Annotated in this window: 31 protein-coding genes; all 31 read right to left on the bottom strand. The window is 67.6% G+C overall.

Annotated elements, in window-relative coordinates; genetic code table 11:
* Positions 1-4 precede the first annotated feature (4 nt).
* The 31 genes from AC1DTW_RS19685 to AC1DTW_RS19535 all read right to left on the bottom strand — a co-directional run bounded on the left by AC1DTW_RS19685 (position 5) and on the right by AC1DTW_RS19535 (position 17,716).
* Positions 5-742 carry a hypothetical protein gene (locus AC1DTW_RS19685; protein ID WP_477983073.1) on the bottom strand — a complete coding sequence of 246 codons (738 nt, stop codon included), beginning with the start codon at positions 740-742 and terminating at the stop codon, positions 5-7.
* An 11-nt stretch (positions 743-753) separates the two neighbouring features.
* A complete protein-coding gene (locus AC1DTW_RS19680; protein ID WP_477983072.1) occupies positions 754-1,167 on the bottom strand; it encodes an HNH endonuclease signature motif containing protein in 414 nt (137 codons plus the stop codon).
* Complete coding sequence (locus AC1DTW_RS19675) at positions 1,164-1,619, bottom strand: hypothetical protein (protein WP_477983071.1); 456 nt, start codon at positions 1,617-1,619, stop codon at positions 1,164-1,166. Before AC1DTW_RS19675 ends, AC1DTW_RS19680 begins: the two co-directional genes overlap by 4 nt.
* Positions 1,616-2,122, bottom strand: coding sequence for a phage virion morphogenesis protein (locus AC1DTW_RS19670; protein WP_477983070.1), 507 nt, complete (start codon positions 2,120-2,122; stop codon positions 1,616-1,618). The genes AC1DTW_RS19675 and AC1DTW_RS19670 overlap by 4 nt, the downstream gene beginning before the upstream one ends.
* Complete coding sequence (locus AC1DTW_RS19665) at positions 2,119-2,889, bottom strand: hypothetical protein (RefSeq protein ID WP_477983069.1); 771 nt, start codon at positions 2,887-2,889, stop codon at positions 2,119-2,121. Before AC1DTW_RS19665 ends, AC1DTW_RS19670 begins: the two co-directional genes overlap by 4 nt.
* Positions 2,890-2,893: 4 nt before the next feature.
* Positions 2,894-3,091: a hypothetical protein gene (locus tag AC1DTW_RS19660; RefSeq protein WP_477983068.1), complete on the bottom strand. Its 198-nt coding sequence runs from the start codon at positions 3,089-3,091 to the stop codon at positions 2,894-2,896.
* A gap of 83 nt (positions 3,092-3,174) precedes the next feature.
* Entirely contained in the window at positions 3,175-4,695 is a 1,521-nt protein-coding gene (locus AC1DTW_RS19655; RefSeq protein WP_477983067.1) for a hypothetical protein, read from the bottom strand.
* 58 nt (positions 4,696-4,753) lie between these two features.
* Positions 4,754-6,229 (bottom strand): hypothetical protein, encoded by a 1,476-nt coding sequence (locus AC1DTW_RS19650; protein WP_477983066.1) that lies wholly within the window; start codon positions 6,227-6,229, stop codon positions 4,754-4,756.
* Positions 6,230-6,372: 143 nt separating this feature from the next.
* Positions 6,373-6,921 carry a hypothetical protein gene (locus AC1DTW_RS19645; protein ID WP_477983065.1) on the bottom strand — a complete coding sequence of 183 codons (549 nt, stop codon included), beginning with the start codon at positions 6,919-6,921 and terminating at the stop codon, positions 6,373-6,375.
* On the bottom strand, positions 6,921-7,085 hold the full coding sequence (locus AC1DTW_RS19640; RefSeq protein WP_477983064.1) for a hypothetical protein: 165 nt from the start codon (positions 7,083-7,085) through the stop codon (positions 6,921-6,923). Before AC1DTW_RS19640 ends, AC1DTW_RS19645 begins: the two co-directional genes overlap by 1 nt.
* A gap of 3 nt (positions 7,086-7,088) precedes the next feature.
* Entirely contained in the window at positions 7,089-7,238 is a 150-nt protein-coding gene (locus AC1DTW_RS19635; RefSeq protein ID WP_477983063.1) for a hypothetical protein, read from the bottom strand.
* Between the two features lie 3 nt (positions 7,239-7,241).
* Positions 7,242-7,607, bottom strand: coding sequence for a hypothetical protein (locus AC1DTW_RS19630; protein WP_477983062.1), 366 nt, complete (start codon positions 7,605-7,607; stop codon positions 7,242-7,244).
* A 36-nt stretch (positions 7,608-7,643) separates the two neighbouring features.
* On the bottom strand, positions 7,644-7,934 hold the full coding sequence (locus AC1DTW_RS19625; RefSeq protein ID WP_477983061.1) for a hypothetical protein: 291 nt from the start codon (positions 7,932-7,934) through the stop codon (positions 7,644-7,646).
* A 34-nt stretch (positions 7,935-7,968) separates the two neighbouring features.
* A complete protein-coding gene (locus AC1DTW_RS19620; protein ID WP_477983060.1) occupies positions 7,969-8,868 on the bottom strand; it encodes a phage minor head protein in 900 nt (299 codons plus the stop codon).
* Between the two features lie 5 nt (positions 8,869-8,873).
* Positions 8,874-10,346, bottom strand: coding sequence for a phage portal protein (locus AC1DTW_RS19615; protein WP_477983059.1), 1,473 nt, complete (start codon positions 10,344-10,346; stop codon positions 8,874-8,876).
* A 122-nt stretch (positions 10,347-10,468) separates the two neighbouring features.
* On the bottom strand, positions 10,469-11,953 hold the full coding sequence (terL, locus tag AC1DTW_RS19610; RefSeq protein WP_477983058.1) for a phage terminase large subunit: 1,485 nt from the start codon (positions 11,951-11,953) through the stop codon (positions 10,469-10,471).
* The gene (locus tag AC1DTW_RS19605) at positions 11,950-12,513 is read right to left on the bottom strand and encodes a hypothetical protein (RefSeq protein WP_477983057.1); all 564 of its coding nucleotides are present in this window, start codon (positions 12,511-12,513) and stop codon (positions 11,950-11,952) included. Before AC1DTW_RS19605 ends, terL begins: the two co-directional genes overlap by 4 nt.
* Entirely contained in the window at positions 12,510-12,929 is a 420-nt protein-coding gene (locus AC1DTW_RS19600; RefSeq protein ID WP_477983056.1) for a hypothetical protein, read from the bottom strand. The genes AC1DTW_RS19605 and AC1DTW_RS19600 overlap by 4 nt, the downstream gene beginning before the upstream one ends.
* Complete coding sequence (locus tag AC1DTW_RS19595; RefSeq protein ID WP_477983055.1) at positions 12,929-13,159, bottom strand: hypothetical protein; 231 nt, start codon at positions 13,157-13,159, stop codon at positions 12,929-12,931. The genes AC1DTW_RS19600 and AC1DTW_RS19595 overlap by 1 nt, the downstream gene beginning before the upstream one ends.
* Positions 13,156-13,308, bottom strand: coding sequence for a hypothetical protein (locus tag AC1DTW_RS19590; RefSeq protein WP_477983054.1), 153 nt, complete (start codon positions 13,306-13,308; stop codon positions 13,156-13,158). Before AC1DTW_RS19590 ends, AC1DTW_RS19595 begins: the two co-directional genes overlap by 4 nt.
* Positions 13,305-13,523 (bottom strand): hypothetical protein, encoded by a 219-nt coding sequence (locus AC1DTW_RS19585; protein ID WP_477983053.1) that lies wholly within the window; start codon positions 13,521-13,523, stop codon positions 13,305-13,307. The genes AC1DTW_RS19590 and AC1DTW_RS19585 overlap by 4 nt, the downstream gene beginning before the upstream one ends.
* The gene (locus AC1DTW_RS19580) at positions 13,520-13,984 is read right to left on the bottom strand and encodes a RusA family crossover junction endodeoxyribonuclease (RefSeq protein WP_477983052.1); all 465 of its coding nucleotides are present in this window, start codon (positions 13,982-13,984) and stop codon (positions 13,520-13,522) included. Before AC1DTW_RS19580 ends, AC1DTW_RS19585 begins: the two co-directional genes overlap by 4 nt.
* Positions 13,981-14,187, bottom strand: a complete 207-nt coding sequence (locus AC1DTW_RS19575; RefSeq protein WP_477983051.1) for a hypothetical protein — start codon at positions 14,185-14,187, stop codon at positions 13,981-13,983. The genes AC1DTW_RS19580 and AC1DTW_RS19575 overlap by 4 nt, the downstream gene beginning before the upstream one ends.
* Positions 14,184-14,438, bottom strand: a complete 255-nt coding sequence (locus AC1DTW_RS19570) for a hypothetical protein (protein WP_477983050.1) — start codon at positions 14,436-14,438, stop codon at positions 14,184-14,186. The genes AC1DTW_RS19575 and AC1DTW_RS19570 overlap by 4 nt, the downstream gene beginning before the upstream one ends.
* Positions 14,435-14,659, bottom strand: a complete 225-nt coding sequence (locus AC1DTW_RS19565) for a hypothetical protein (protein WP_477983049.1) — start codon at positions 14,657-14,659, stop codon at positions 14,435-14,437. Before AC1DTW_RS19565 ends, AC1DTW_RS19570 begins: the two co-directional genes overlap by 4 nt.
* Entirely contained in the window at positions 14,656-14,856 is a 201-nt protein-coding gene (locus AC1DTW_RS19560; RefSeq protein WP_477983047.1) for a hypothetical protein, read from the bottom strand. The genes AC1DTW_RS19565 and AC1DTW_RS19560 overlap by 4 nt, the downstream gene beginning before the upstream one ends.
* The gene (locus tag AC1DTW_RS19555; protein WP_477983045.1) at positions 14,853-15,341 is read right to left on the bottom strand and encodes a hypothetical protein; all 489 of its coding nucleotides are present in this window, start codon (positions 15,339-15,341) and stop codon (positions 14,853-14,855) included. The genes AC1DTW_RS19560 and AC1DTW_RS19555 overlap by 4 nt, the downstream gene beginning before the upstream one ends.
* The gene (locus AC1DTW_RS19550) at positions 15,338-16,372 is read right to left on the bottom strand and encodes a DUF1376 domain-containing protein (RefSeq protein ID WP_477983043.1); all 1,035 of its coding nucleotides are present in this window, start codon (positions 16,370-16,372) and stop codon (positions 15,338-15,340) included. The genes AC1DTW_RS19555 and AC1DTW_RS19550 overlap by 4 nt, the downstream gene beginning before the upstream one ends.
* Positions 16,348-17,016, bottom strand: coding sequence for an MHFG family PEP-CTERM protein (locus AC1DTW_RS19545; RefSeq protein WP_477983041.1), 669 nt, complete (start codon positions 17,014-17,016; stop codon positions 16,348-16,350). Before AC1DTW_RS19545 ends, AC1DTW_RS19550 begins: the two co-directional genes overlap by 25 nt.
* Entirely contained in the window at positions 17,013-17,336 is a 324-nt protein-coding gene (locus AC1DTW_RS19540; RefSeq protein WP_477983039.1) for a hypothetical protein, read from the bottom strand. The genes AC1DTW_RS19545 and AC1DTW_RS19540 overlap by 4 nt, the downstream gene beginning before the upstream one ends.
* On the bottom strand, positions 17,333-17,716 hold the full coding sequence (locus tag AC1DTW_RS19535) for a hypothetical protein (RefSeq protein ID WP_477983037.1): 384 nt from the start codon (positions 17,714-17,716) through the stop codon (positions 17,333-17,335). The genes AC1DTW_RS19540 and AC1DTW_RS19535 overlap by 4 nt, the downstream gene beginning before the upstream one ends.
* Positions 17,717-17,811: the final 95 nt, after the last annotated feature.

Here is a 17,811-nt window from a genome sequence, read left to right as displayed (position 1 = left end):
GGGTCTACTCGTCCAGGTAGATGCAGCCGATGTTCCCGGCGGCATCGGAGAAGGCCATCATGTCGAACGACGGGATCGTGAAGTCCTCGAGCTTGGTGGACATGCCCAGCTTGCTCGACATGCACGCGTTGAGCACCACGGTCATCGACTTGCCGTTGAAGGTCTCGGTGAACGCGGCGCTGAACTGCGGCGAGTTGCCGAGCAGCTGGTTCGTGATCGAGATCGTCTTGCCGGTGGCGCTGACGTACGAGTAGCTGACCAGCACCGCCACGTTGTTCTGCGACGTGTTGAAGCTGTAGACGCCGGTGGTCTCGTTGCAGACGTACTGCTGGCCCGCCGCGTTGGCAGCCACTCGCGTGTACAGGCTGCCGTCGGAGGCCAGGACGACCCCATAGTCGGCGACGAACACGTTCGCACCGTTGTTCGTGACGGTGACCGCGTTGGCCGTCACGGTCTGCGCTTCCGAGACCGCGATGCGCTTCGTTCCGCTCGACGGATTGCTCAGCCCGAAGAACAGGTCGTTGTACGTCTGCGCATTGAGCTGTGCGAAGTCGGCCTTGCCGGTGATCTTGCCGGTGCCGCGGCCCAGCGCCAGCGGGAACTGGTACTGGCCGTACAGCTCCTTGACCGTGAAGGCGAAGTCGAACGATGCGCCCTGCAGCGCGCCGAAGCGCACAGGGGTCGGGGTGTTGGAGGTCGTCGAGCGACCGAAGAGGATGCCAGAACCGAATGAATACTGCACGATGATTCTCCTTACAGTGGCTGGAGTGGCGCCGCCGAAGCTCTCTTCAGGGCCCAGCGGTTGATTTGCGCGAGGCGGTTGGCCTCTTTGTGCGCTGCGGTTTGCGGCTTGCCCTTCTTGGCGGCCGACATGCGCTTGCGCGCGGATTCAGGCATCGATCTCCCGGCCCACGGCGCGCGGCCCTTGGCGGCCATGTCCTGTGAGTTGCGCTTGTGCGTTCCGGTGAACAGATGGCTCAGGCGCGAGCACGGCGGGTTGTCGCAGCGATGGCAGACCAGCGTCGTGCGTGGGATCGGGCCATGGGCATCGATCCATGCCTGGCGATGCGCGCGCACCATCTTTCCGTCGCGGTACAGCATCGCGTAGCCGTAGCCGTCGTGACCGACGTCCAGCTCTTCGCAGGGTCCGAGTTCGGCGCTGTTCATGGGGACGTGAGGATCTGGAGGGGCACGATTGCCGTGGCCTCGTCACCGAGGCTGCCGAGAAACTTGATGAGCTGGCCCTCGATCGCGCAGTGCGATACCAGGCCGCCCAAGGTGCAGGCGTTGTTGAAGGGGTCGTCGACGGTGAACGCTGCCTCGATCGCGTCGAGCAGCGGGTTCAGCAGTTGCGACGGCACGACCGCTGGGTCGTTCTGCGCGCCGGTGTGCACGTAGAGCAGCAGGTCGTACTCGCCGGTCCACTTGGTCGGCAAGCCCTTCTTGCGCTGGCCGAGCTCGGTGCGTGGCAGCAGCAGCAGCGCCGGGCAATCCTCCGGGGCGACGTTGTCCCAGGTGTCCGCCTTGCGCGTCGCCGTCTTGAACAGCTTCGAGCCGTCCTGCGCGGCAATGGCAGCCAGGAAGGCGAACAGCGCGGCCTCGATCGGTTCGCGGTTCATGGCCGGATCGCCTCCAGCGCGGTGCTGCGCAGCGACTCGCGGATCTCGGGCGTGCGCTCGCGCAGCTCGGACCGCAGGAAGCTGCGCTCCGGCATCACCATGTGGCGCGTGAACTCGCGCACGTTGACCGTGCCCGCGCTCTTGCCGACGCGCTTCTTGCCCTTCAGCGCGAGCTGCGCCTGCGAGCGCCGCGTGTGCGCGCGGACGTTGACGACGCCGTCGAAGCCGTACTCGTGCGCGGCCGCATAGACCACGTTCGTGCCGACCGTCGCGTACACGCCGGACGAGTCCTCGGTCACGACACGGTTGATCGAGCGGCGCAGCGTGCCGGTGCGCGCCTTCAGCACCTGGCCGGTCAGCTTGCCTTCCTTCACGCCGCCCTGGACGATGATCGACAGGCGCTCGACCGTGCGGCGCATGCCGGCCTGCAGTCGGTCGGACGTGCCGGCCAGGCGCGCGAGCAGCGTCTCGGCGCGCATCGAGACGAGCAGCTGGTCGCTCATACCGGCGCCATCCGTCGATAGGGCTGCAGCATCTCCTTGACGCTCGCCGTCATGCCCTTGTCGCTGTAGCTGACCGTCTCGTTCGCGAGCACCTTCGACGTGACGCCGAGGTTGTCGCGCTGCTTCAGGTCCAGGCCGACCAGCTCGATCACCGCTTGCTCGACCGGGCCCGGCACGTACTGGTAGGCCATCGTGACCTGCGCGCCGGAGTTCGCCGCGTTGAACGTGTAGGTGCCGCCGCTGAAGCTGTACTGGCCGGCGACCGGCGCATTGCCGACCTCGGCCAGGGCCGCGCCGGTCGCGACGTTCGTGACGCTGAGGTTCGTAACCGCGCGGCCGCCGGTCGTCGGCGTCAGGGTCGGCGTGTTGCCGGCCGGGATGAAGTCGGTTTCGCTGTCCTGGTAGCCGGCGGTCCACGAGCAGACCACGCACTGGCGGCGATCAGGGAAGCGCGCACCGATCAGGTAGATCGTCGTCTCGTCGACCATGTGGCCGTACGCCAGGCCATCGGCCGACAGCGGCACCTCGACCCCGTCGATCGACAGGAACGAGACGTCCAGGATCGGGGAGTCCGGCAGCGTCAGCATCGTGGTGCCGGTGCCGTTCAGCCGCCGCGCGGTGTTGGTCACCGCGGGAAATCGCCGACCGGTCCAGTTCTCCACCTGCTTCGATTCCCGCGCGATCAGCGTCGGAATGAGCACGTCCTGGCCGGTCGTCGTGATCGCCAGGTATGCCTTGACGGCGGAGAGCGTGGTCAGGTCGGCCATCGCCTCACTTCTTCGCGGGCGCCGCGTCGGCGGCCTTGGTCAGGCCGTGCGACTCGAGCTCGGGCGCGAACTCCTTCGGCACGGTCACGCAGCGGTCGCTGTCGGCCTGGACCTCGAAGCCGCGCATCGAGATCGACGCGCCGTGGCCGGCCGGCAGCTGCATGCGCACCATCGTTTGCTGGAAGGGGTTCGCTTGGCTCATGAGTCGCACCTGTGGGTTGGTTTCAAAAGGGGCCGGGACCGCGCGGGTCCCGGGGTTCAAGGCACTGCGGAAGGAGCAGCCGATCAGCTCGGCGCGATGTTCGTGACCAGCGCCATCGACGGCGGGAAGTAGTGCTGGAGCACGCCATCGGCGTAGACGCCGTACTGGTACTTCCGCGTGATCTGCGGCCACTCGACCTGGTAGTACTCGCGGCGCATGCGCATCTGCATCACGTTCGTCACGTTGCTCAGCGGGTACGGCAGGCGCTTCGTGGTGAACAGCATCGTGCCGGGCGGCATGTTCGGGTGCAGCCGGATCGTCAGCTCGGTGTTGCCGTCCATCGCGTACTTGTTGAGGTACGAGCGGACGATCACCGCGCCGCCGACGACCTTGCCCGGCTCGCTGGAGAACACGACGCGCTGCGCGCCGCCGGTGCTCGCGTTGGCCGTGGCCTTCGCGATCGCCTGCATCTCCTGCGAGTTGACCCACAGGGTGTCCGGCGTCAGCCGGTAGTTGTCCCAGCGGTCCTTCAGCACCGTGTCGATCTCGACCACGCCGCCCAGGCCGTCGGCCGTCAGCGGGCTGCCGGTGCCAGGGGTGCCGGTGCCCATCACCTTCTGGTACGAACCGAGCGCCGACTGCGAAGCGAAGGTCAGCAGGCCGTCGAACAGCAGCGAGTCGCGCGAGTCGTCGGCACTCACCAGCGCGTTGTAGTTCGACTGGCCTGGGGCGACCGTGGCGCCGGCGGCGGCCGCGGTGATCAGCACGCTGTTGATCGTGGTGACGGCGCCCAGCGTCAGGTTGCCGGCAGCGGCGCCCCAGAACCAGGCGTATGCCATGGCACCGGGGACGGCGGTGACGGAAGCCGAGATGGTCGAGATGTTCGCGCTGACCGCGCTGGTCACGTTCGCCTGGGTCGACGGGCGCGCGGTGCCGCCGTTGACCGTGTCGATGGTGCCGTCGGCGTTCGTGCGGGTGATGGTCTGTACCACGCCGCTGGAGACGGCCGCGCGGAAGTAGCCGTCCATCGTCAGCGCGACGCACGCCACGCCGTACGAGAGATTGCCCGTCAGCGCGCCGCCGGTGTTGGCCGAGCTCAGCGTCGGCACTGGGGTGTTGCCCAGCGCCATGCCGTTGTTCGCGCCGAGGATGGCGCGCTCTTCGCCGATCATCAGCGCGCGCAGCAGGCCTTCGACGGCCAGCGCCTTCGAATCCTCGAAGCCTTCCGAGGCGTAGTCGGCCTCGAAGGTGACGTAGTCGTCCAGGCCGTAGCCCTTGTACGCGGCGGTGTAGTCGGCGGTCGACGACGCCATCACGGCGCCACGGTTGCCTTCCGACAGGCCGATCGCGGCCTTGTTCGTGTTGATGCCGGTCACGGCGCGCCAGTTCGCCTGGATGCCACCCTTGCCGGACACGCGCGGGATCTCGTTGCGCAGCGGCGTGATGACCGGGTAGAGCTTCTTCGACGGCGCCTCGAGGTCGTAGGCGGTGATGCCGCTGACGGCCGAGCTGCTCTGCGTCCAGGCCTTGGCCAGTTCGCTGTTCGGAGCGCCCTGCGCCGCCTTGACGAGCGCGAGGGTTTCCGCAGTGGTCTGTGCATTCATGTCGTGGTCTCCTGTGGGAGTTCGGTGACGGTTCGAAGGGGGTTGATGGGGTGGAGGCTCAGACGGCCTTGCGCAGCGGCTGGCCGCCGGCGGTGTGGAGGGACTTGATGAGGCTGGCGGCTTCGTGCACGTCGCCGAGCGCGTCGGTGACCGGCGGCGCCGCGGCAACCTTGGCCAGCGGATCGGAGATCACGTCGTCGGACTTCGAGATGGCCCGGAGCGCGACGCGCGCGGGCGCGGGCTGGTCGTTCAGCTTCTTCAGCTGAGCCTGGGCCTCGCCGAGCGCCTTCTGCAGCGGCGCGACGGCGTCGGAGACCAGCTTCTCGAGCGTCGTCGTGTCGGCCTTCGCGAGATCGCCGCCGGCGGCCGCCTTGTCGGCCGGCGCGCACGTGTGGCCCAGCTCGACCGTCATCTCGTGGATCTTGGCCAGGCGCGCGGTGTCGGCCGCGCTGTTGCGCGCACCGACCTTGAGCAGCGCGACCACGGGATCGCCTTCGAACTTCGCGAGCGCGCCGCACTTGTCGGCCATCTCCATGACCATCGGCGCCGGCGTGCCGCTCGCAGCGGTGATTTCGCTCAGCTCCTCGTCGATCATGTCCTTCAGGACGCTGCCGCACATCGCGATGCAGGCGCCCAGCTTCTTCGCGATGCCACTGTCGTCGCCTTCCGAGTAGGCCTCGTACGCGGCGCTCGACTGCAGGCCCTGAAGGCTGGCGATCACCTGCGCGAAGCTGGAGCAGCCGTACATGCTCTTGCGCAGCGCGCCGACGGCGAGCTTCTGCAGCTCGGCGGGCGTGGCGACCTTCTCGGCGGCCTTGTCGTCGGCGGCCGGCTTCTTCTTCGGCTTGCCTTCGGCGTCCTTCTCGTCGTCTGCTGCGGCGTCGTCCTTCGCTTTCGCCTTGTCGGCGATGAACGCGGGCACGGCCTTCTCGACCAGGTCGCCCAGCGTCAGGCCGTGCGTGTTCATCAGCTTGCCGAGCGCGGCGACTTCCTCGGCCGTGCCATTGACGGTCACGTCCTCTTCGGCAGGCGCCTGGAACTCGACCTTCGCCAGCGTGCCGTCGGCCTTCTGAACCTCGAAGAACTTCGCGCTCGGGATGCACGGCCGGTCGACCAGCGAGCCCTCGTTCGGAGCGGCCGTGTAGCGTTTCACTTCGCGGCCGTCCATCTTCTCTACCTTCTTCTCGCCGACGTACGAGCCGCCGATCGAGAACCCGGTGTAGACCCCCTCGAGGACCTTCTTCCACTCGCCGTCATCCACGACCTTCGCGCAGACATCGATCGTCTTGGCGGTGTCGTCGAAGTCGATTTGAACGAACTTGCCAGCGGCCACCTTGCCGTGCATCGCGCGCAGGTTGCCCAGGCTCTTGCCGTCGGTGTCCTTCGCGATGTCGGCCGACCACTTCTGGAAATGCGGCTTCGAGGACAGGTAGTCCATCGATTCGTCGGCCTTGTCGACCGACTCGTCGGCCAGGCGCCCGAACACCAGGCGCTTCTCCTCATCGACCTTGCGAATCTGCGCGAAGAGCTTCATGGCAACGAACCCCGGACCTGTGATGGCCGGAATTCTGTTGTTCAGCTTCTCGCGCGAAACATGCGCGCAGGCGCAAACGCGCTAGTTTGCGGAGGCTTCAGCGAGCATCTGGCGACATCGTGCAATGCCATCAGTGCAGCACGCTACGGCAGCGACGCGCGCAGCCGCACCTTCGCGAGTTTCGCGAGCGGCCCGGTCGTGCCGCCATCGCTCAGCCAGGCCTTGAACTCGGCCAGCGATAGCGCGGTCACGGGCCCGATCTCCCAGCCGTCCGGGAAGTGCGCGGCATACGCGCGCATCGCGCTCGCCTGGTCGTCGTACCCGAGCATGCACTTGTGCTCATCAAAGCCGCCCTCGCCGTCGGTCTGATCGATCACGAACACCGTGCCGTCCCAGTCGTTCGGGGTGGCCGGCTGCACGAACACGTCGACCGCGTCTCCATCCGCGCCTGCGGTGCGCTTCACGTAGCCGTAGTGCGCGACCATCGGCGGCCATGCGGGGCGCCGACGCGAGCCGGCCGGGTTCTCGATCGCGATGGACAGGCCGCCGACGCGCGTGTGGCCCTTGCGGTAGTTTCCGGCCTCGGCCTGGCGCTCGGTGGGCTTGCGCAGCAGGTTCAGGTCGCTGGTGGCCGCGTCGTGCGCAGCCGCGTCGACCATCTTCGCCTTCAGCAGCGCAGCGAGCTGCGCCATCAGGCGGGCCTCACCAGCTGCGAGTCTTTGTCCCACAGCCGGACGTGCACGCCGGCCATGCGCAGCGCGTCATGCACGGCCATCGCCGCGGCCTTGTTCGGATGCGTGACCGTGACGATCTCCGGCCCGTTGGCCGTGATCCGGAGATAGGTCACGCGGTACATGCGTCATTCCGGGTCGACGCGCACCGAGGCGCCGCGCGGGATGCCGATCACCGTCGTCCCGACGAGTCGGCGCAGCGCGCGGCGCAGGATCCGCAGCGCACGGCGCACCAGCTGGATTGCCAGCCAGCGCGCGAGTGCGCGGATCGCCGACATCGATCAAGCCTCGGCGGGCGCCGCGGTCGGTTCGGTCGGTGCGGTCGGCGGCGCCGGGTCGTCAGCCGAGACCGTCACGGTGGCGCCGGACGGCAGGCCGATCGAGACCTGCGGCGCCGGACTGGCCACCGTGAAGGTCTGCGTGAACGGCGTGCCCAGCACGTTGCCGGCATCGTCGGTGCGGGTCTCGGTCAGCGTGTAGTCGTCGTCCGGAACACCGGTGAAGACGACATCCGCAGCGCCGTCGCTGGACTGCGATGCGGCGAAGCCGGTTTTCGCGCCATTGATGGCGTAGGTGATGGGTCCGGCGACGGTTCCGGCAGCGAACAGAACCGGGAACAGCTTGGGGGTCAGGGTGACCTTGGACATGGAGACGCTCCTTGGAGTTGATATGGCGGGAAGGGATCAGGCTGCGGCTCTGGCGACCAGGCAGGCGCTGACGCTGACGTTGGCGCCGGTGAACGACGTGAGGTCGTTGCCGAACCAGTTGCCGGACAGTGAGCCGTTCATCGACACCGATACGTCTTTCGAGTCGTCGTCGTCGAGCACGTCGATGAAGGCGTTGGCGGTGGCCTCCGCCTGGTCACGATCTTTCGCGTGCACGCTCTGCAGAGCGACGACCTTGTCGAGCTCCTCCGCGACCTTCTGCTTGGCCTCGGCCTTGCTGGCCGCTTTGAAACCGAATGAGTAAGACATCTGAATCTCCTGGTGGGGGCTGGTTGGTGATGGATCAATCGCCGCTGTCGGCGTCTTCGAGAACGGGGACCACATCGCAGACGCACTGCGGGTGGTAGGGCGGGAAGTCCAGTCCAGGCACGAAGTCGTCGTCCATGTCGACCACGCCGGCGTCGGCCGCGTCGTCGCACTCGTCCGGCATGTCGTGCAGGTCGCCGAGGATCGAGCGCTTGCCGACGACCTGGCCGCTCGCCTTCCAGCCCTCGACGTTGCCCTGCACGTGCGCGAACGCGAGCTCGGTGCGCGCGATCAGATCAGCGCGGTAGTCGCCGAAGGCGCCCATCTGCTCGACCTCGTCCGACAGCTCGTCAGCGGACATGCCCTGCTCGACCGCGCGTGCCAGCAGCGATCGCATCGCCTCGTCCGTCGTGCCGGCCAGGTCCTTGATCAACTCGCCGCCGCGCTTGTCCGCGTAGGCGACCGCCGCCTTGTCGACCTGGTCCGTGATGTCGTCGATCGAGAAGCCGACCTGCGTCGCGCCGACCGCGGCCGCGCGCCGGAACGCTGCCAGCATCGCCGGCGCCAGTTCGCCCTCGAGGTCGGTGCCGAGGTCGTCGGTGTCGAGGTTCTCCAGGATCCGCGCGATGCGCGCCAGATCGCCGGCGGCGTCCTTCGTCAGGGTCTCGGCGTAGAGCTTCGCGACCTTCGCGGCGATCTTCTTGCGGTGCTTCGCCAGCACCTTGCGCAGCGCGCGCGCCACCGACGGCGCCTTGCGCGCGAGGTAGCGCGACACCTTCGTCGTCACCGGCTTGATGCGCGCCTTCGCGAGCTGCTCGTCGCGGCGCTTCGCGATGATCAGCGACAGCGCGGTCTTGCCCAGCGGCGGCAGCGCGGCGCCGTGCGACGTGCATACGTGCACGTACTTCATCAGCGAGACCTTGGTGCTGCTGCCCATGGCGCTCATGCGGATGCGGCGGCGTCGGGCTTTTTCTTCGGCGGCGGTTCGTCGTTCGCGGCGGCCGCGCCAGGTGCTGCACCGCCGCCGGCGACGGGCTTGCCGTCGAGGCCGACCGCACCGGGTTCGTCGCCCTTCGGCAGGATCGGCGTGCCGTCCGGGTTCATGCCTGGCGGAGGCGGGGTCGGCCAGGCCTCTTCGCGCTGTTCAGGCGTCATCGCGTCCATGCCGAGGTCCTCGCGCACCTCGTCGGCCGTCATCACCTCGGTGTCGATGTAGACCTTGTGGATGTTTGCCTGCTGTTCCGGCGCGACGCGGTTCACGACCTTGAATGAGAACCGCAGCTCTGGCTGCTTCAGGTACTTCTGGATCAGGTACGTGATGAACGCCTCGAGGAAGCGCAGCAGGGGCATCAAGCCCTCTTCCTTCGCGGTGTCCGCCATCTGCTCACCGCTCGCGCGGTTGACTTGCTTGATCAGCGCCGACGGAGAGATCGAGAACGCGAAGCAGACGATGCGCGCCAGCCACTCGTCCATCTCGTCCTTCAGCACCGCGTTCTTCGGGAACACGATGTTGTCGAGCGACGGGATGAAGCGCATCTTTCGCTTCGCTGCCTGGTTGCCCTCCATGATCGAGTCCCACCAGAGCTGGAACTCGGCGATCTGCTTCTGCGTCCAGGTCGGCGGCACCTGCGCCAGCGCCTCCGGCACGTTGCCCTCGGTGTAGAACGCGAGCTGGCTCATCTGCCGGCGCAGCGCGATGTTGACGGTCGTCACCACCTGCTCTACCGGCGAATATCCGTAGATCCGCGAGACGCGCGGGTTGCGCATCATGTAGACCAGGGCGTCGCTCGAGTAGTCCGCGGCCGGGATGCCCTTCAGGATCTGCTGATACGCCGGGTCAGGCGGCAGCGGCGTGCGGCCGGTGGCGTCGAGCACGCGCTTGATCGTGCCGCCGTCGATCAGCTCGAAGCCGTACAGCTCGCCGCCGCGTGTCTCGCGCGGGTACACGCACATCGTGTCGATGACGAGCAGCTCCTCGATGAGCATGCGCAGCCACTGCGGCCAGTTGTGCTCTTTGTCGGGGCGCTGGAGGAAGTCCGTGACCTGCTTGATCGCGCCCTTCAGGCCGTCTGCCGACTGGTCCTTCGTCGCCGGCATGATCTCCCAGTCGAAGGACTCGATCTGGTCCTTGCGGGTCTCGATCACGAGGCGCATCAGGTCGTAGCCGTCGGCCAGACCGCGCAGCGCCGCGAAGCTGATTGCCTCCTCGCCGCGCGGCGTGATGCGCAGGTTGAAGCCGACGGGGTAGTCGAACGCCCGTCCTTCGGCTTGTTCCTGCGCCTGCGGGGCGAGCGGCTGGGCCGGGCCGAACCAGTTCGTCGGCGTCACGCCGGACACGGCATAGCGGACGCCGGCCACGACCCGCTGGATCAAGCTCTGGTCGATGTTCGTGCCGGATTGCTCGCGTGCCGCCACTGTGCCGCCTCGGTTCGCGCGCGATGCGCGGGCCGCGCGGTTGGCGCCAAGTTGGGCGGATTCTGTGGGCCGCCGAGGGCGTCAGCTGATTTGGAACTACCGAAACTAGCGCGTTTGCGCGGCTATGCGCTTGCGCGCGCCGCTTCCTTCGTCGCCGCCAGCGCCTCGGCCTGGGCCCGCATCCAGTCCTGCAGGCCGCCGGTCTTCGAGCGCTTGCGGGCCCAGTTGACGTACTGCGTCATCGCGTCAACCTCGTCGTCGTTGGGGCTGCCGGGGAAGCTGCTCGCCTCGGTCAGGAAGGTCTCGATGTCCGGGTCGACCTCCGGATCGGGCAGGAAGATGTTGCCAGCCTCCTGCTCCGGCTGCATCGCGTAGGCGCGCGGGATCTTGCCGCCCTCCGGATTGACCGGCAGCACGCCGGGAATCTCGCCGCTGATCGTCTCGATCACGGCCGAGCCGTTCGCCTTGTCCTCGATCAGCACCGCGATCGCGTCCGGGTAGAGCGCGTGCATCGCGCGCACCGCCAGCACCGTGGCCGCGAAGTTCAGACGCGCCTTCGTGCGCTTCAGCAGGTACTTGTTCGCGCCGGCGCTACCCCACGCCTGGATCGCCACGTAGTCGCTCGACTCCAAGTCCTTGAACGTGCAGTCGACGCTGAGCACGACCTCGTCGATCGCCGGCAGGACCTTGTACGTCTTCCAGTGGTTGCGGTTGAAGATGATGCCGCCGCGCGGCTCCGGGTTCTGCTGCAGCTGCGCATTCTTGTGATACGTGCCGATCGATCGCTCGAGCTCGGTGACGGTCTCCTCGGGAAGGCGCGACGGGTGGAGCAGCTCGCCCTCGTTTGACCGCGGATCCTGAAACCCGATGCTGGTCGTCTTGCGCAGCGCCGGGTCGTAGCGCATCGGCAGCACTAGGTGGTCCCAGCCCTTCTCTTCCGCCAGCAGGTAGCCGGTAAGGTCGCGCGCGTTGAGGCGCTGGTGCACGACGATGACCAGGCCGGCCGCCGGATCGTTCGCGCGTGTGGCCATCGTGCCGCGCCACCACTCGATCGACGCCGCGATCGCGAGCGGGCTGTCCGCCTTCTTCGCGCTGACCGGGTCGTCGACGATGCGGATGTCGCCGCCGAAGCCAGTGCCCGCCGCGTCGGTCGACGTGACGATGCGCCGGCCGCGCTTGTCGTTCTCGTACCTGGTCTTGACGTTCTGGTCGGTGGTCAGGCGGAAGACGTTGCCGAAGGCGCGGCGGTAGGCCGGCGACTCAATCACGCGTCGCGCATCGACCGCGTCGCGCATAGCTACGTCGGTGGCGTACGAGGCGGTCAGGAACTGCCTCGATGGGTTCTGCAGCCAGTCCCACGCCGGGAATGCCTGCGACACGATGGTCGACTTGAGCATCCGGAACGGCATGTTGATGATCAGCTTGCGGACCTTGCCAGCGGCCACCGCCTCCAGGTGCTCGCAGATCGCGCCGACGTGCCAGTTGTCCTCGAACGGCGTCGCCGGCGCGAGCGCTGGCCAGGCGAAGCGCTGGACGAAGTAGTGCAGGCTGCGCTTCGCGCGCTCGGCCTGGACGTCGATCAGGTCGGGGAGTCGGGCAGCGCTCACGACGCGGCTGGCCTGGCCTTGCCCAGCAGCGTCTCCAGCTGCTCGAGCTCCGCCGGCGACAGCGCCGACAGGTCAGGCTTCTGCAGCAGCTCGGCGTACAGGCGCGCGTTGTCCGTGCTGTCTCCCATCACCAGGCGGCCGACGTGCTGGGCCTGCTTCGCGGCGGTGGCCAGCGCGGCGACCTGGTTCGGCGTCAGCGGCGCGGTGCTCTTGTCGGCCAGCGCCGCATCGAGCTGGCGTTCGATCTTCTTGAAGAGCTTCTCGGCCGAGCGCAGCGACAGCGCATCGAACTCGGCACCCTTCGACGCGAGTACTTCGGTCGTCTTCTCGCGTTTCGCTTCCTCGAGGCGCTTCTGGAAGAGCTGGCGTTCCTCGGTCCACTTCTCGATCATCGAGCGCTTCTTGACCGTCGACAGCGGTATGCCGAACTTCGTCGCGACATCGCCGAGCTGCGGCTCAGCCAGGCGCACGCCTTCGCGCTCGTAGCCCTCGATGAACGCGGCCTTGACCGGCGCCCAGTCGCGCTCCTTGGCCACCGGGTTGCGCTTCGGCTGCGTCATGTCGCAGCTCCCGCGAGCGGCGCGCAGGCCTCCAGCACCAGGACCATCATGCTCGGGCCGGTCCTGCGATCAGGTGCTTCGCGCTCTTCTGCGCGCCGGTCGTCGATGAGGCGCCGCTCGCCGATCAGCGACAGCAGTGCGTCGCCCGCCGAGTACACCAGCACCCGCCCGCGCCCGCCGCGGTGTTGTCCGGTGCGCCTGAGCATGCCGTCGCGGGCAGCTCGGTTCAGCGTGCCGTGCACCTTGTCAGCCGGGATCCCGAACTTCAGCGTGATGTCGGAAGAGGTCAGCTCCTCCTCCGGATTGCGCGCGAAGAAGAGCACGACGCGGAGCGCGCCCGTCTTCGACCTGAAGAGCGATGGCCGGCCCGACTTCGAGAGGCCTTGGTGCTCATCCGATTTCACATCCTCGCTCATCAGTGCAGGCCTCCGCGAAGGCGCGCGAGCACCTGGTTGGCCTGCTCGGCCACCACCGCTTGGCGCTGATGCGCGGCGATGATCTGGCCCGTCGTCTCGGCGATGCGCGCACCGGCCCATGTCAGGGCCTGCAGCATTGCGACGACGCGGCCATCGTCCTCGGGCAACGCAGGGTCGGGCACCGGTCCGTCCTCGACCGTGACCTGGCCGTCGATGATCGTGACCTTCACGGCAGCACCTTGCAGATGCGAAACGTGACACCGCCCAGCGGCAGCAGCTGGCCGACGCGCACGAGCAGCGGGGCCGCGCGCTTGCCTTCGATCGACACGTGCACCGGTGTCCAGTTGCCGCGGCCGGGCGGGCGCAGGATTAGCGTCATCGCATGGTCCCCTTCGCGCGCAGCCGGATGACGTGCACGCTCTCGAGAAGGCCAGTTTGGTTCAGCCGCGAGACCGCCATTTGCGCCGTGTGCCTCGTGGCTTCGAACTTCACGACGATGTCGTCGTAGCTCAGCTCCTCATCAGGATTCGCGAGGAAGAACGCGCGCAGCCGGTGGTACAGGCCGTTGCCGTTGCTGACACCGGCGCGGCTCAAAACGGCACCTCGGCTTCCTCGAACAGCTCCTGCGCGATCGCGGTCTGCTGCGCCTGCAGCGGCTCGACCTCGATCTCGACGCGCGGGTTCTTCGGGTCGATTCCCATGCGGCGGATGTCCTTCCACGCGACCTGCTTGTCGTTGCGATAGACGCCAGCCTGGAGAAGAACGCGCTTGCCCAGCGTCTTGTCCAACTTCGTGCGGTCCTGCAGCATGTCGAGTAGCAGATCCTCGGCAAGATCGGGGCGGCGCGACGCGTACCAGATGCGCATCGTCACCTTCACGTCGCCCTCCAGGCGCACGCGGCAACGTGGCGGGATCTGGCGAATCCCGCTCTCTTCGAAGGCGAGCGCCTTCTTGCCCTTGATGACCATCACGCCGCCAGGCACGTTCGGCGACGGTCGATGGATGCGGCTGTTCGCCTTGCTGGCCGGCTCGCCAAGGATGGTGAAGGCGATCATCGCGGCCACACCAGCAAGGCGACGACGGCCAGCACCGCGCCGATGATGACCGCCATCACGATCAGGCCGCCACGCGGCGTCTCGATCAGCGCGCCAGCCTCGCAGCCGCGCCCCTGCAGGCAGTTGCCGTTGCACGGTGGGCAGCGCGGCTCTTGCGCCGGCGCCGCGTCGGTCCAGTTCGGATGCCAGTTCGGATCGGTCATGCAGCACCTCTGACGACAGGAATTCCATCCATCCGGGCCTTGAGTTCGACGGTGCGCGACTCGCTGCGCAGCTTGCTCGGATTCGTCTTCGCGAACACACGCAGCGCGACGACCACGAAGGTTTCGATCGAGCACAGCGCGGTGTCGATCTCGGAGCCATCGACCGGGTCTAGCGCATCACGCAGCACCTTCAGCTCGGCCGTGATGTCGGCGTCGAGCTGCGCCACGTCGGATCGGTGTTCGCGCGTCATGTCGACAGCTCCCGTGCGGTGCCGTGAATCATCGACAGCGCGTGATGCTCGAGGACCTGCTGCTGCTCTACGCTGACCGGCTGCCAGGCGTCGCTCCGACCGCGTGTGCACAGGCGCTCGGACGGATAGCCGCGGTTCAGCGCGTGGTACCTCGCGCAGCTGGTGCGCACGTCGCAGAAGCCACCCATGCAGGCCGGCAGCACCACGTTGCGGGCGATCATGCGCAGCCCCTGACGATCAGCACGATGCTGGCGATGAGCAGCAAGCCGATCAGCGGGCAGACGCCCAGCACCAGCGCGCGCAGCTGGTGGTCGGCCTTCGCCTTCTTGCGGTCAGACGCCTCCAGCCAGCGCTCGAGCTGCGAGTCGGTGGCCACGCCCATCAGGCTGTGGGCCTCGCGTTCGTTGCGCGGCGTCATGCTGCGCTCCACTGCTGAACTTCGGGTTCCGATATCGTTCCGCCTGGGTTCCGCCCAGACTCGACGCCTTCGGCATGGACGCCGAGCGCGGCACGCCACATCGTTCTCAGGTTGCCGCTGAGGCGTTCGCCGCGCCGCTCGCGGTGGCGCAGGCGCTTCGCCCATGCCTTCGGGTCTTGTCCGGTCCTGTCGAGCACTGCGGCGAACTTCGCCAAGATCGCCCGCTTTTCGGCGTGCCTGAGCGGTTCCACGTACGGCGCGGGCTCTGCACGCATCCGTGCTCGCTCCGTCTCGTCCCACTGCTGCTGTTGCGTGACCTCGGGCCAGCGTTCCTTGTCCGCATCGGCGTGCCACCGGCAAACGTGGCCGATGCTGTTGCTCCAGCGGTTCGGGCAGCCGTGCGCAGCGCACAGCAGGTGCTGCGGCGTTCCGGCCTCGTCGGCAACGCGCTGGTCCCTCGTCTCATCGAACTTCGAGCGCTTCATGCGGATTCCTCGTGGTATTCGCCTTCGACCGTCTTGGCCCAGTTCTCGGGTTTCACCAGCCAGGCCAGGGTGACGACGAACGGGCGCTTGTTGGGGTCGCGTGGCGTCACGCGTCCGGTCAGGAACGGGCTGCGCCCGACGTAGGCGAACAGCCGGCGCAGGTAGGCCAGACCGGCGTCCTGGCTGGGCCAGTCCTTCGCCGTGGCGACCTCACGCCAGCGAGCCCGAAGGTGGTCCGCGCGCTGGCCCTTCCACTGGTCCGGCTCGTGTTGCGGCAGCTGCGGCAGCACCTCCGCCCAGAGGGCGAGCACGAGCACGTGCGGGCAGTCGGGTGGTCCCTTCGCTCTTTCCGGCGCGGGTTCGACCAGCGACAGCTGCGGCGGCTGCGGCCGTTCGGCCGAAGGACGAAGGGGAGCCTGCGCCAGCAGGCTTGTCTCTTTCTCTTTAATCCCTTCTGTTCCCTTCCCTTCCCTTCCCTTCCCTTGGACTACGTTACGTTCAACGTCACGTTGTTCGTCACGTTGAACGTGACGTTGATCGTCACGTCCACCGTCACGACCTCCGCGCGGTGGATCGTCGAGACCGGGGGCCGTCGAACGTCGCTTCGCTTCGCGTGCCTCCGTTGCCGCTTTCGTGCGTGCACGCTGGGCGTCTTTCGCGGCCTGCGCCTCGCGCGCCTTCTCGGCCACCACGGGGTGGTACAGCCGGCCATCAGCGCACTCGACCCACTTCGACAGCACCTCTGCGCGGATGCGCGGCCAGCGCGTGCCGGCGCGGCTGTACTCGGCGAGCGTCTTGTCCTTCATCGGCAGCGAGCCGGCGGGCACCTGGTGCCAGGAAGCGCACCACAGCAGCACCGACGCGCGAAAGACCTCGGGCGAAGCCTCGATCGCCAGCTCCGAGTCGCGCAGCCGCAGTGCGTCGAGCGGCATGTAGCCGAAGTCGCGCAGGTCGACATCGGCGGCCACCAGTGGCTCCGGCGGAAGGTCGGTGCTGCGCCGCTGCATCACGCCCGCCTCCAGGCGATGCATGCCAGGCCAAGCGCCATCAGGCCCCAGGTCGGCAGCTCAGGAACCGGGGCCGCAGGCGCTTCGATCGGCGCGGTCGGCACTTGGGTGGGGGCAAGCGCGTACGAAGGCGCGTAGGCCCCGCCGGCCCAGCCGAATCGGGATGCCGACCACCCAGCGCTTCCGGCAGGATCGAGCGTTGCTGCGCTCGGCGTCTGAGGGTCGGCAATCGGTCCGCTCAGCGGCGCATCCAGCGCCACCACGACATCATCGCGACCGTCATCTGCAGGTCGGGCGGGAGCGCGCGCGATGCGCGTGAGGCGGAAGACGTTGGTGCAGACGCTGGGGATGGCGATGCACTCGTTATCGGCGCAGAGGACGATGGCTGTCTCGACATGCTCGAGGCTCCAGCCGGCGCGAGAGACCGATTCGCATACTCGGCCGCGGCCTCCGAAATGCATCGAGCGAATTGTTGGCGCGTAGTCATGGGTCTGGCCTCGGATGTCTGTTCGGTCGATGACGACGTGGTCGGCGAACTCGCGGCTCTCCCACGCGCGGATGAGCTCGCTTTGCGTGGCGATGGGCAGGCCGTAGGCGGCGATCGCGGCCGGGATGGTGCCGGCGTAGCGGTCACGGCCTGGCTCGTCCCAAGTGCAATCGGCCGTCATGCCGCCACGGCCTTCAACCGCGTCGCCGCCTGCGTGGCGATCACGCGCAACTCGGCGTGGTAGCCGGTTGAAATCGTCCGGCCGTGCAGCGCGATCTGAAGGACGGACTCCAGCAGGATGCGCTCGCGGCTGCGGTGCTCCGAAGAGCTCGGAGAAAACCGGACTGAGCCTGTTTCGGCCTGGGGGAGATCGGAGGCGCGCCGAATTTGAGACGTCGCGTAGGACGCTTCCGGGGCGTCATGGCATTCGGTCCTACAGGCAGAGGCCGAAGAAAGCCGCACTGAGGCGGCTTGCTGGTGGAGCGGCGCGGCGCACGTCATGCCAACCCTGCCTTCTTCATCAGCGGCGCGAGCTGCGCAAGCAGCGGAGCCAGTTGCGCGAGCGCAGCGTCGTGCTGCGCCTCCTTGCGATCGATGAACTTCTCGACCAGGTAGTAAACCGGCGTCAGGTCATCGAACTTTTCGATGTACTCCTCGAGCGAGTCGATGCCGAACTTGCGGATCGGGTCCTCGCTGAGCTCGACGCTCAGATTTCCCGGCGCCTTGTTCAGGCTCGGCGCGACGTTGCTCAGGCCGCGCTGGTAGACGCCGGTGGCCACGCATTCGCGCAGGCTGCTGAAGCGCTCCACGAGGCCCGGCTCGAATGAGAGCGTGAGCTGCTGCGCGGGCGGCGCCTGGGGCTTGATACGCGCCGATCTCACTTCGTATCACCGGTTATCAGTGCCGGACACGAAAGTGCGGCCATGGACAACGACACCTGGGCGCGGCGCGCGCTGGCGCAATTGATTCGAAAGCT

Source organism: Rhizobacter sp. P5_A1, from assembly GCF_056400745.1.
This window is presented reverse-complemented; position numbering and strand designations above follow the sequence as displayed.

Excerpts from the sequence above, each read along its gene's own strand:
- AC1DTW_RS19680 (WP_477983072.1), bottom strand. The coding sequence starts at position 1,167 with ATGAACAGCGCCGAACTCGGACCCTGCGAAGAGCTGGACGTCGGTCAC.
- AC1DTW_RS19675 (WP_477983071.1), bottom strand. The coding sequence starts at position 1,619 with ATGAACCGCGAACCGATCGAGGCCGCGCTGTTCGCCTTCCTGGCTGCC.
- AC1DTW_RS19670 (WP_477983070.1), bottom strand. The coding sequence starts at position 2,122 with ATGAGCGACCAGCTGCTCGTCTCGATGCGCGCCGAGACGCTGCTCGCG.
- AC1DTW_RS19665 (WP_477983069.1), bottom strand. The coding sequence starts at position 2,889 with ATGGCCGACCTGACCACGCTCTCCGCCGTCAAGGCATACCTGGCGATC.
- AC1DTW_RS19660 (WP_477983068.1), bottom strand. The coding sequence starts at position 3,091 with ATGAGCCAAGCGAACCCCTTCCAGCAAACGATGGTGCGCATGCAGCTG.
- AC1DTW_RS19655 (WP_477983067.1), bottom strand. The coding sequence starts at position 4,695 with ATGAATGCACAGACCACTGCGGAAACCCTCGCGCTCGTCAAGGCGGCG.
- AC1DTW_RS19650 (WP_477983066.1), bottom strand. The coding sequence starts at position 6,229 with ATGAAGCTCTTCGCGCAGATTCGCAAGGTCGATGAGGAGAAGCGCCTG.
- AC1DTW_RS19645 (WP_477983065.1), bottom strand. The coding sequence starts at position 6,921 with ATGGCGCAGCTCGCTGCGCTGCTGAAGGCGAAGATGGTCGACGCGGCT.
- AC1DTW_RS19640 (WP_477983064.1), bottom strand. The coding sequence starts at position 7,085 with ATGTACCGCGTGACCTATCTCCGGATCACGGCCAACGGGCCGGAGATC.
- AC1DTW_RS19635 (WP_477983063.1), bottom strand. The coding sequence starts at position 7,238 with ATGTCGGCGATCCGCGCACTCGCGCGCTGGCTGGCAATCCAGCTGGTG.
- AC1DTW_RS19630 (WP_477983062.1), bottom strand. The coding sequence starts at position 7,607 with ATGTCCAAGGTCACCCTGACCCCCAAGCTGTTCCCGGTTCTGTTCGCT.
- AC1DTW_RS19625 (WP_477983061.1), bottom strand. The coding sequence starts at position 7,934 with ATGTCTTACTCATTCGGTTTCAAAGCGGCCAGCAAGGCCGAGGCCAAG.
- AC1DTW_RS19620 (WP_477983060.1), bottom strand. The coding sequence starts at position 8,868 with ATGGGCAGCAGCACCAAGGTCTCGCTGATGAAGTACGTGCACGTATGC.
- AC1DTW_RS19605 (WP_477983057.1), bottom strand. The coding sequence starts at position 12,513 with ATGACGCAGCCGAAGCGCAACCCGGTGGCCAAGGAGCGCGACTGGGCG.
- AC1DTW_RS19600 (WP_477983056.1), bottom strand. The coding sequence starts at position 12,929 with ATGAGCGAGGATGTGAAATCGGATGAGCACCAAGGCCTCTCGAAGTCG.
- AC1DTW_RS19590 (WP_477983054.1), bottom strand. The coding sequence starts at position 13,308 with ATGACGCTAATCCTGCGCCCGCCCGGCCGCGGCAACTGGACACCGGTG.
- AC1DTW_RS19580 (WP_477983052.1), bottom strand. The coding sequence starts at position 13,984 with ATGATCGCCTTCACCATCCTTGGCGAGCCGGCCAGCAAGGCGAACAGC.
- AC1DTW_RS19575 (WP_477983051.1), bottom strand. The coding sequence starts at position 14,187 with ATGACCGATCCGAACTGGCATCCGAACTGGACCGACGCGGCGCCGGCG.
- AC1DTW_RS19570 (WP_477983050.1), bottom strand. The coding sequence starts at position 14,438 with ATGACGCGCGAACACCGATCCGACGTGGCGCAGCTCGACGCCGACATC.
- AC1DTW_RS19565 (WP_477983049.1), bottom strand. The coding sequence starts at position 14,659 with ATGATCGCCCGCAACGTGGTGCTGCCGGCCTGCATGGGTGGCTTCTGC.
- AC1DTW_RS19560 (WP_477983047.1), bottom strand. The coding sequence starts at position 14,856 with ATGACGCCGCGCAACGAACGCGAGGCCCACAGCCTGATGGGCGTGGCC.
- AC1DTW_RS19555 (WP_477983045.1), bottom strand. The coding sequence starts at position 15,341 with ATGAAGCGCTCGAAGTTCGATGAGACGAGGGACCAGCGCGTTGCCGAC.
- AC1DTW_RS19550 (WP_477983043.1), bottom strand. The coding sequence starts at position 16,372 with ATGCATCGCCTGGAGGCGGGCGTGATGCAGCGGCGCAGCACCGACCTT.
- AC1DTW_RS19545 (WP_477983041.1), bottom strand. The coding sequence starts at position 17,016 with ATGACGGCCGATTGCACTTGGGACGAGCCAGGCCGTGACCGCTACGCC.
- AC1DTW_RS19540 (WP_477983039.1), bottom strand. The coding sequence starts at position 17,336 with ATGACGTGCGCCGCGCCGCTCCACCAGCAAGCCGCCTCAGTGCGGCTT.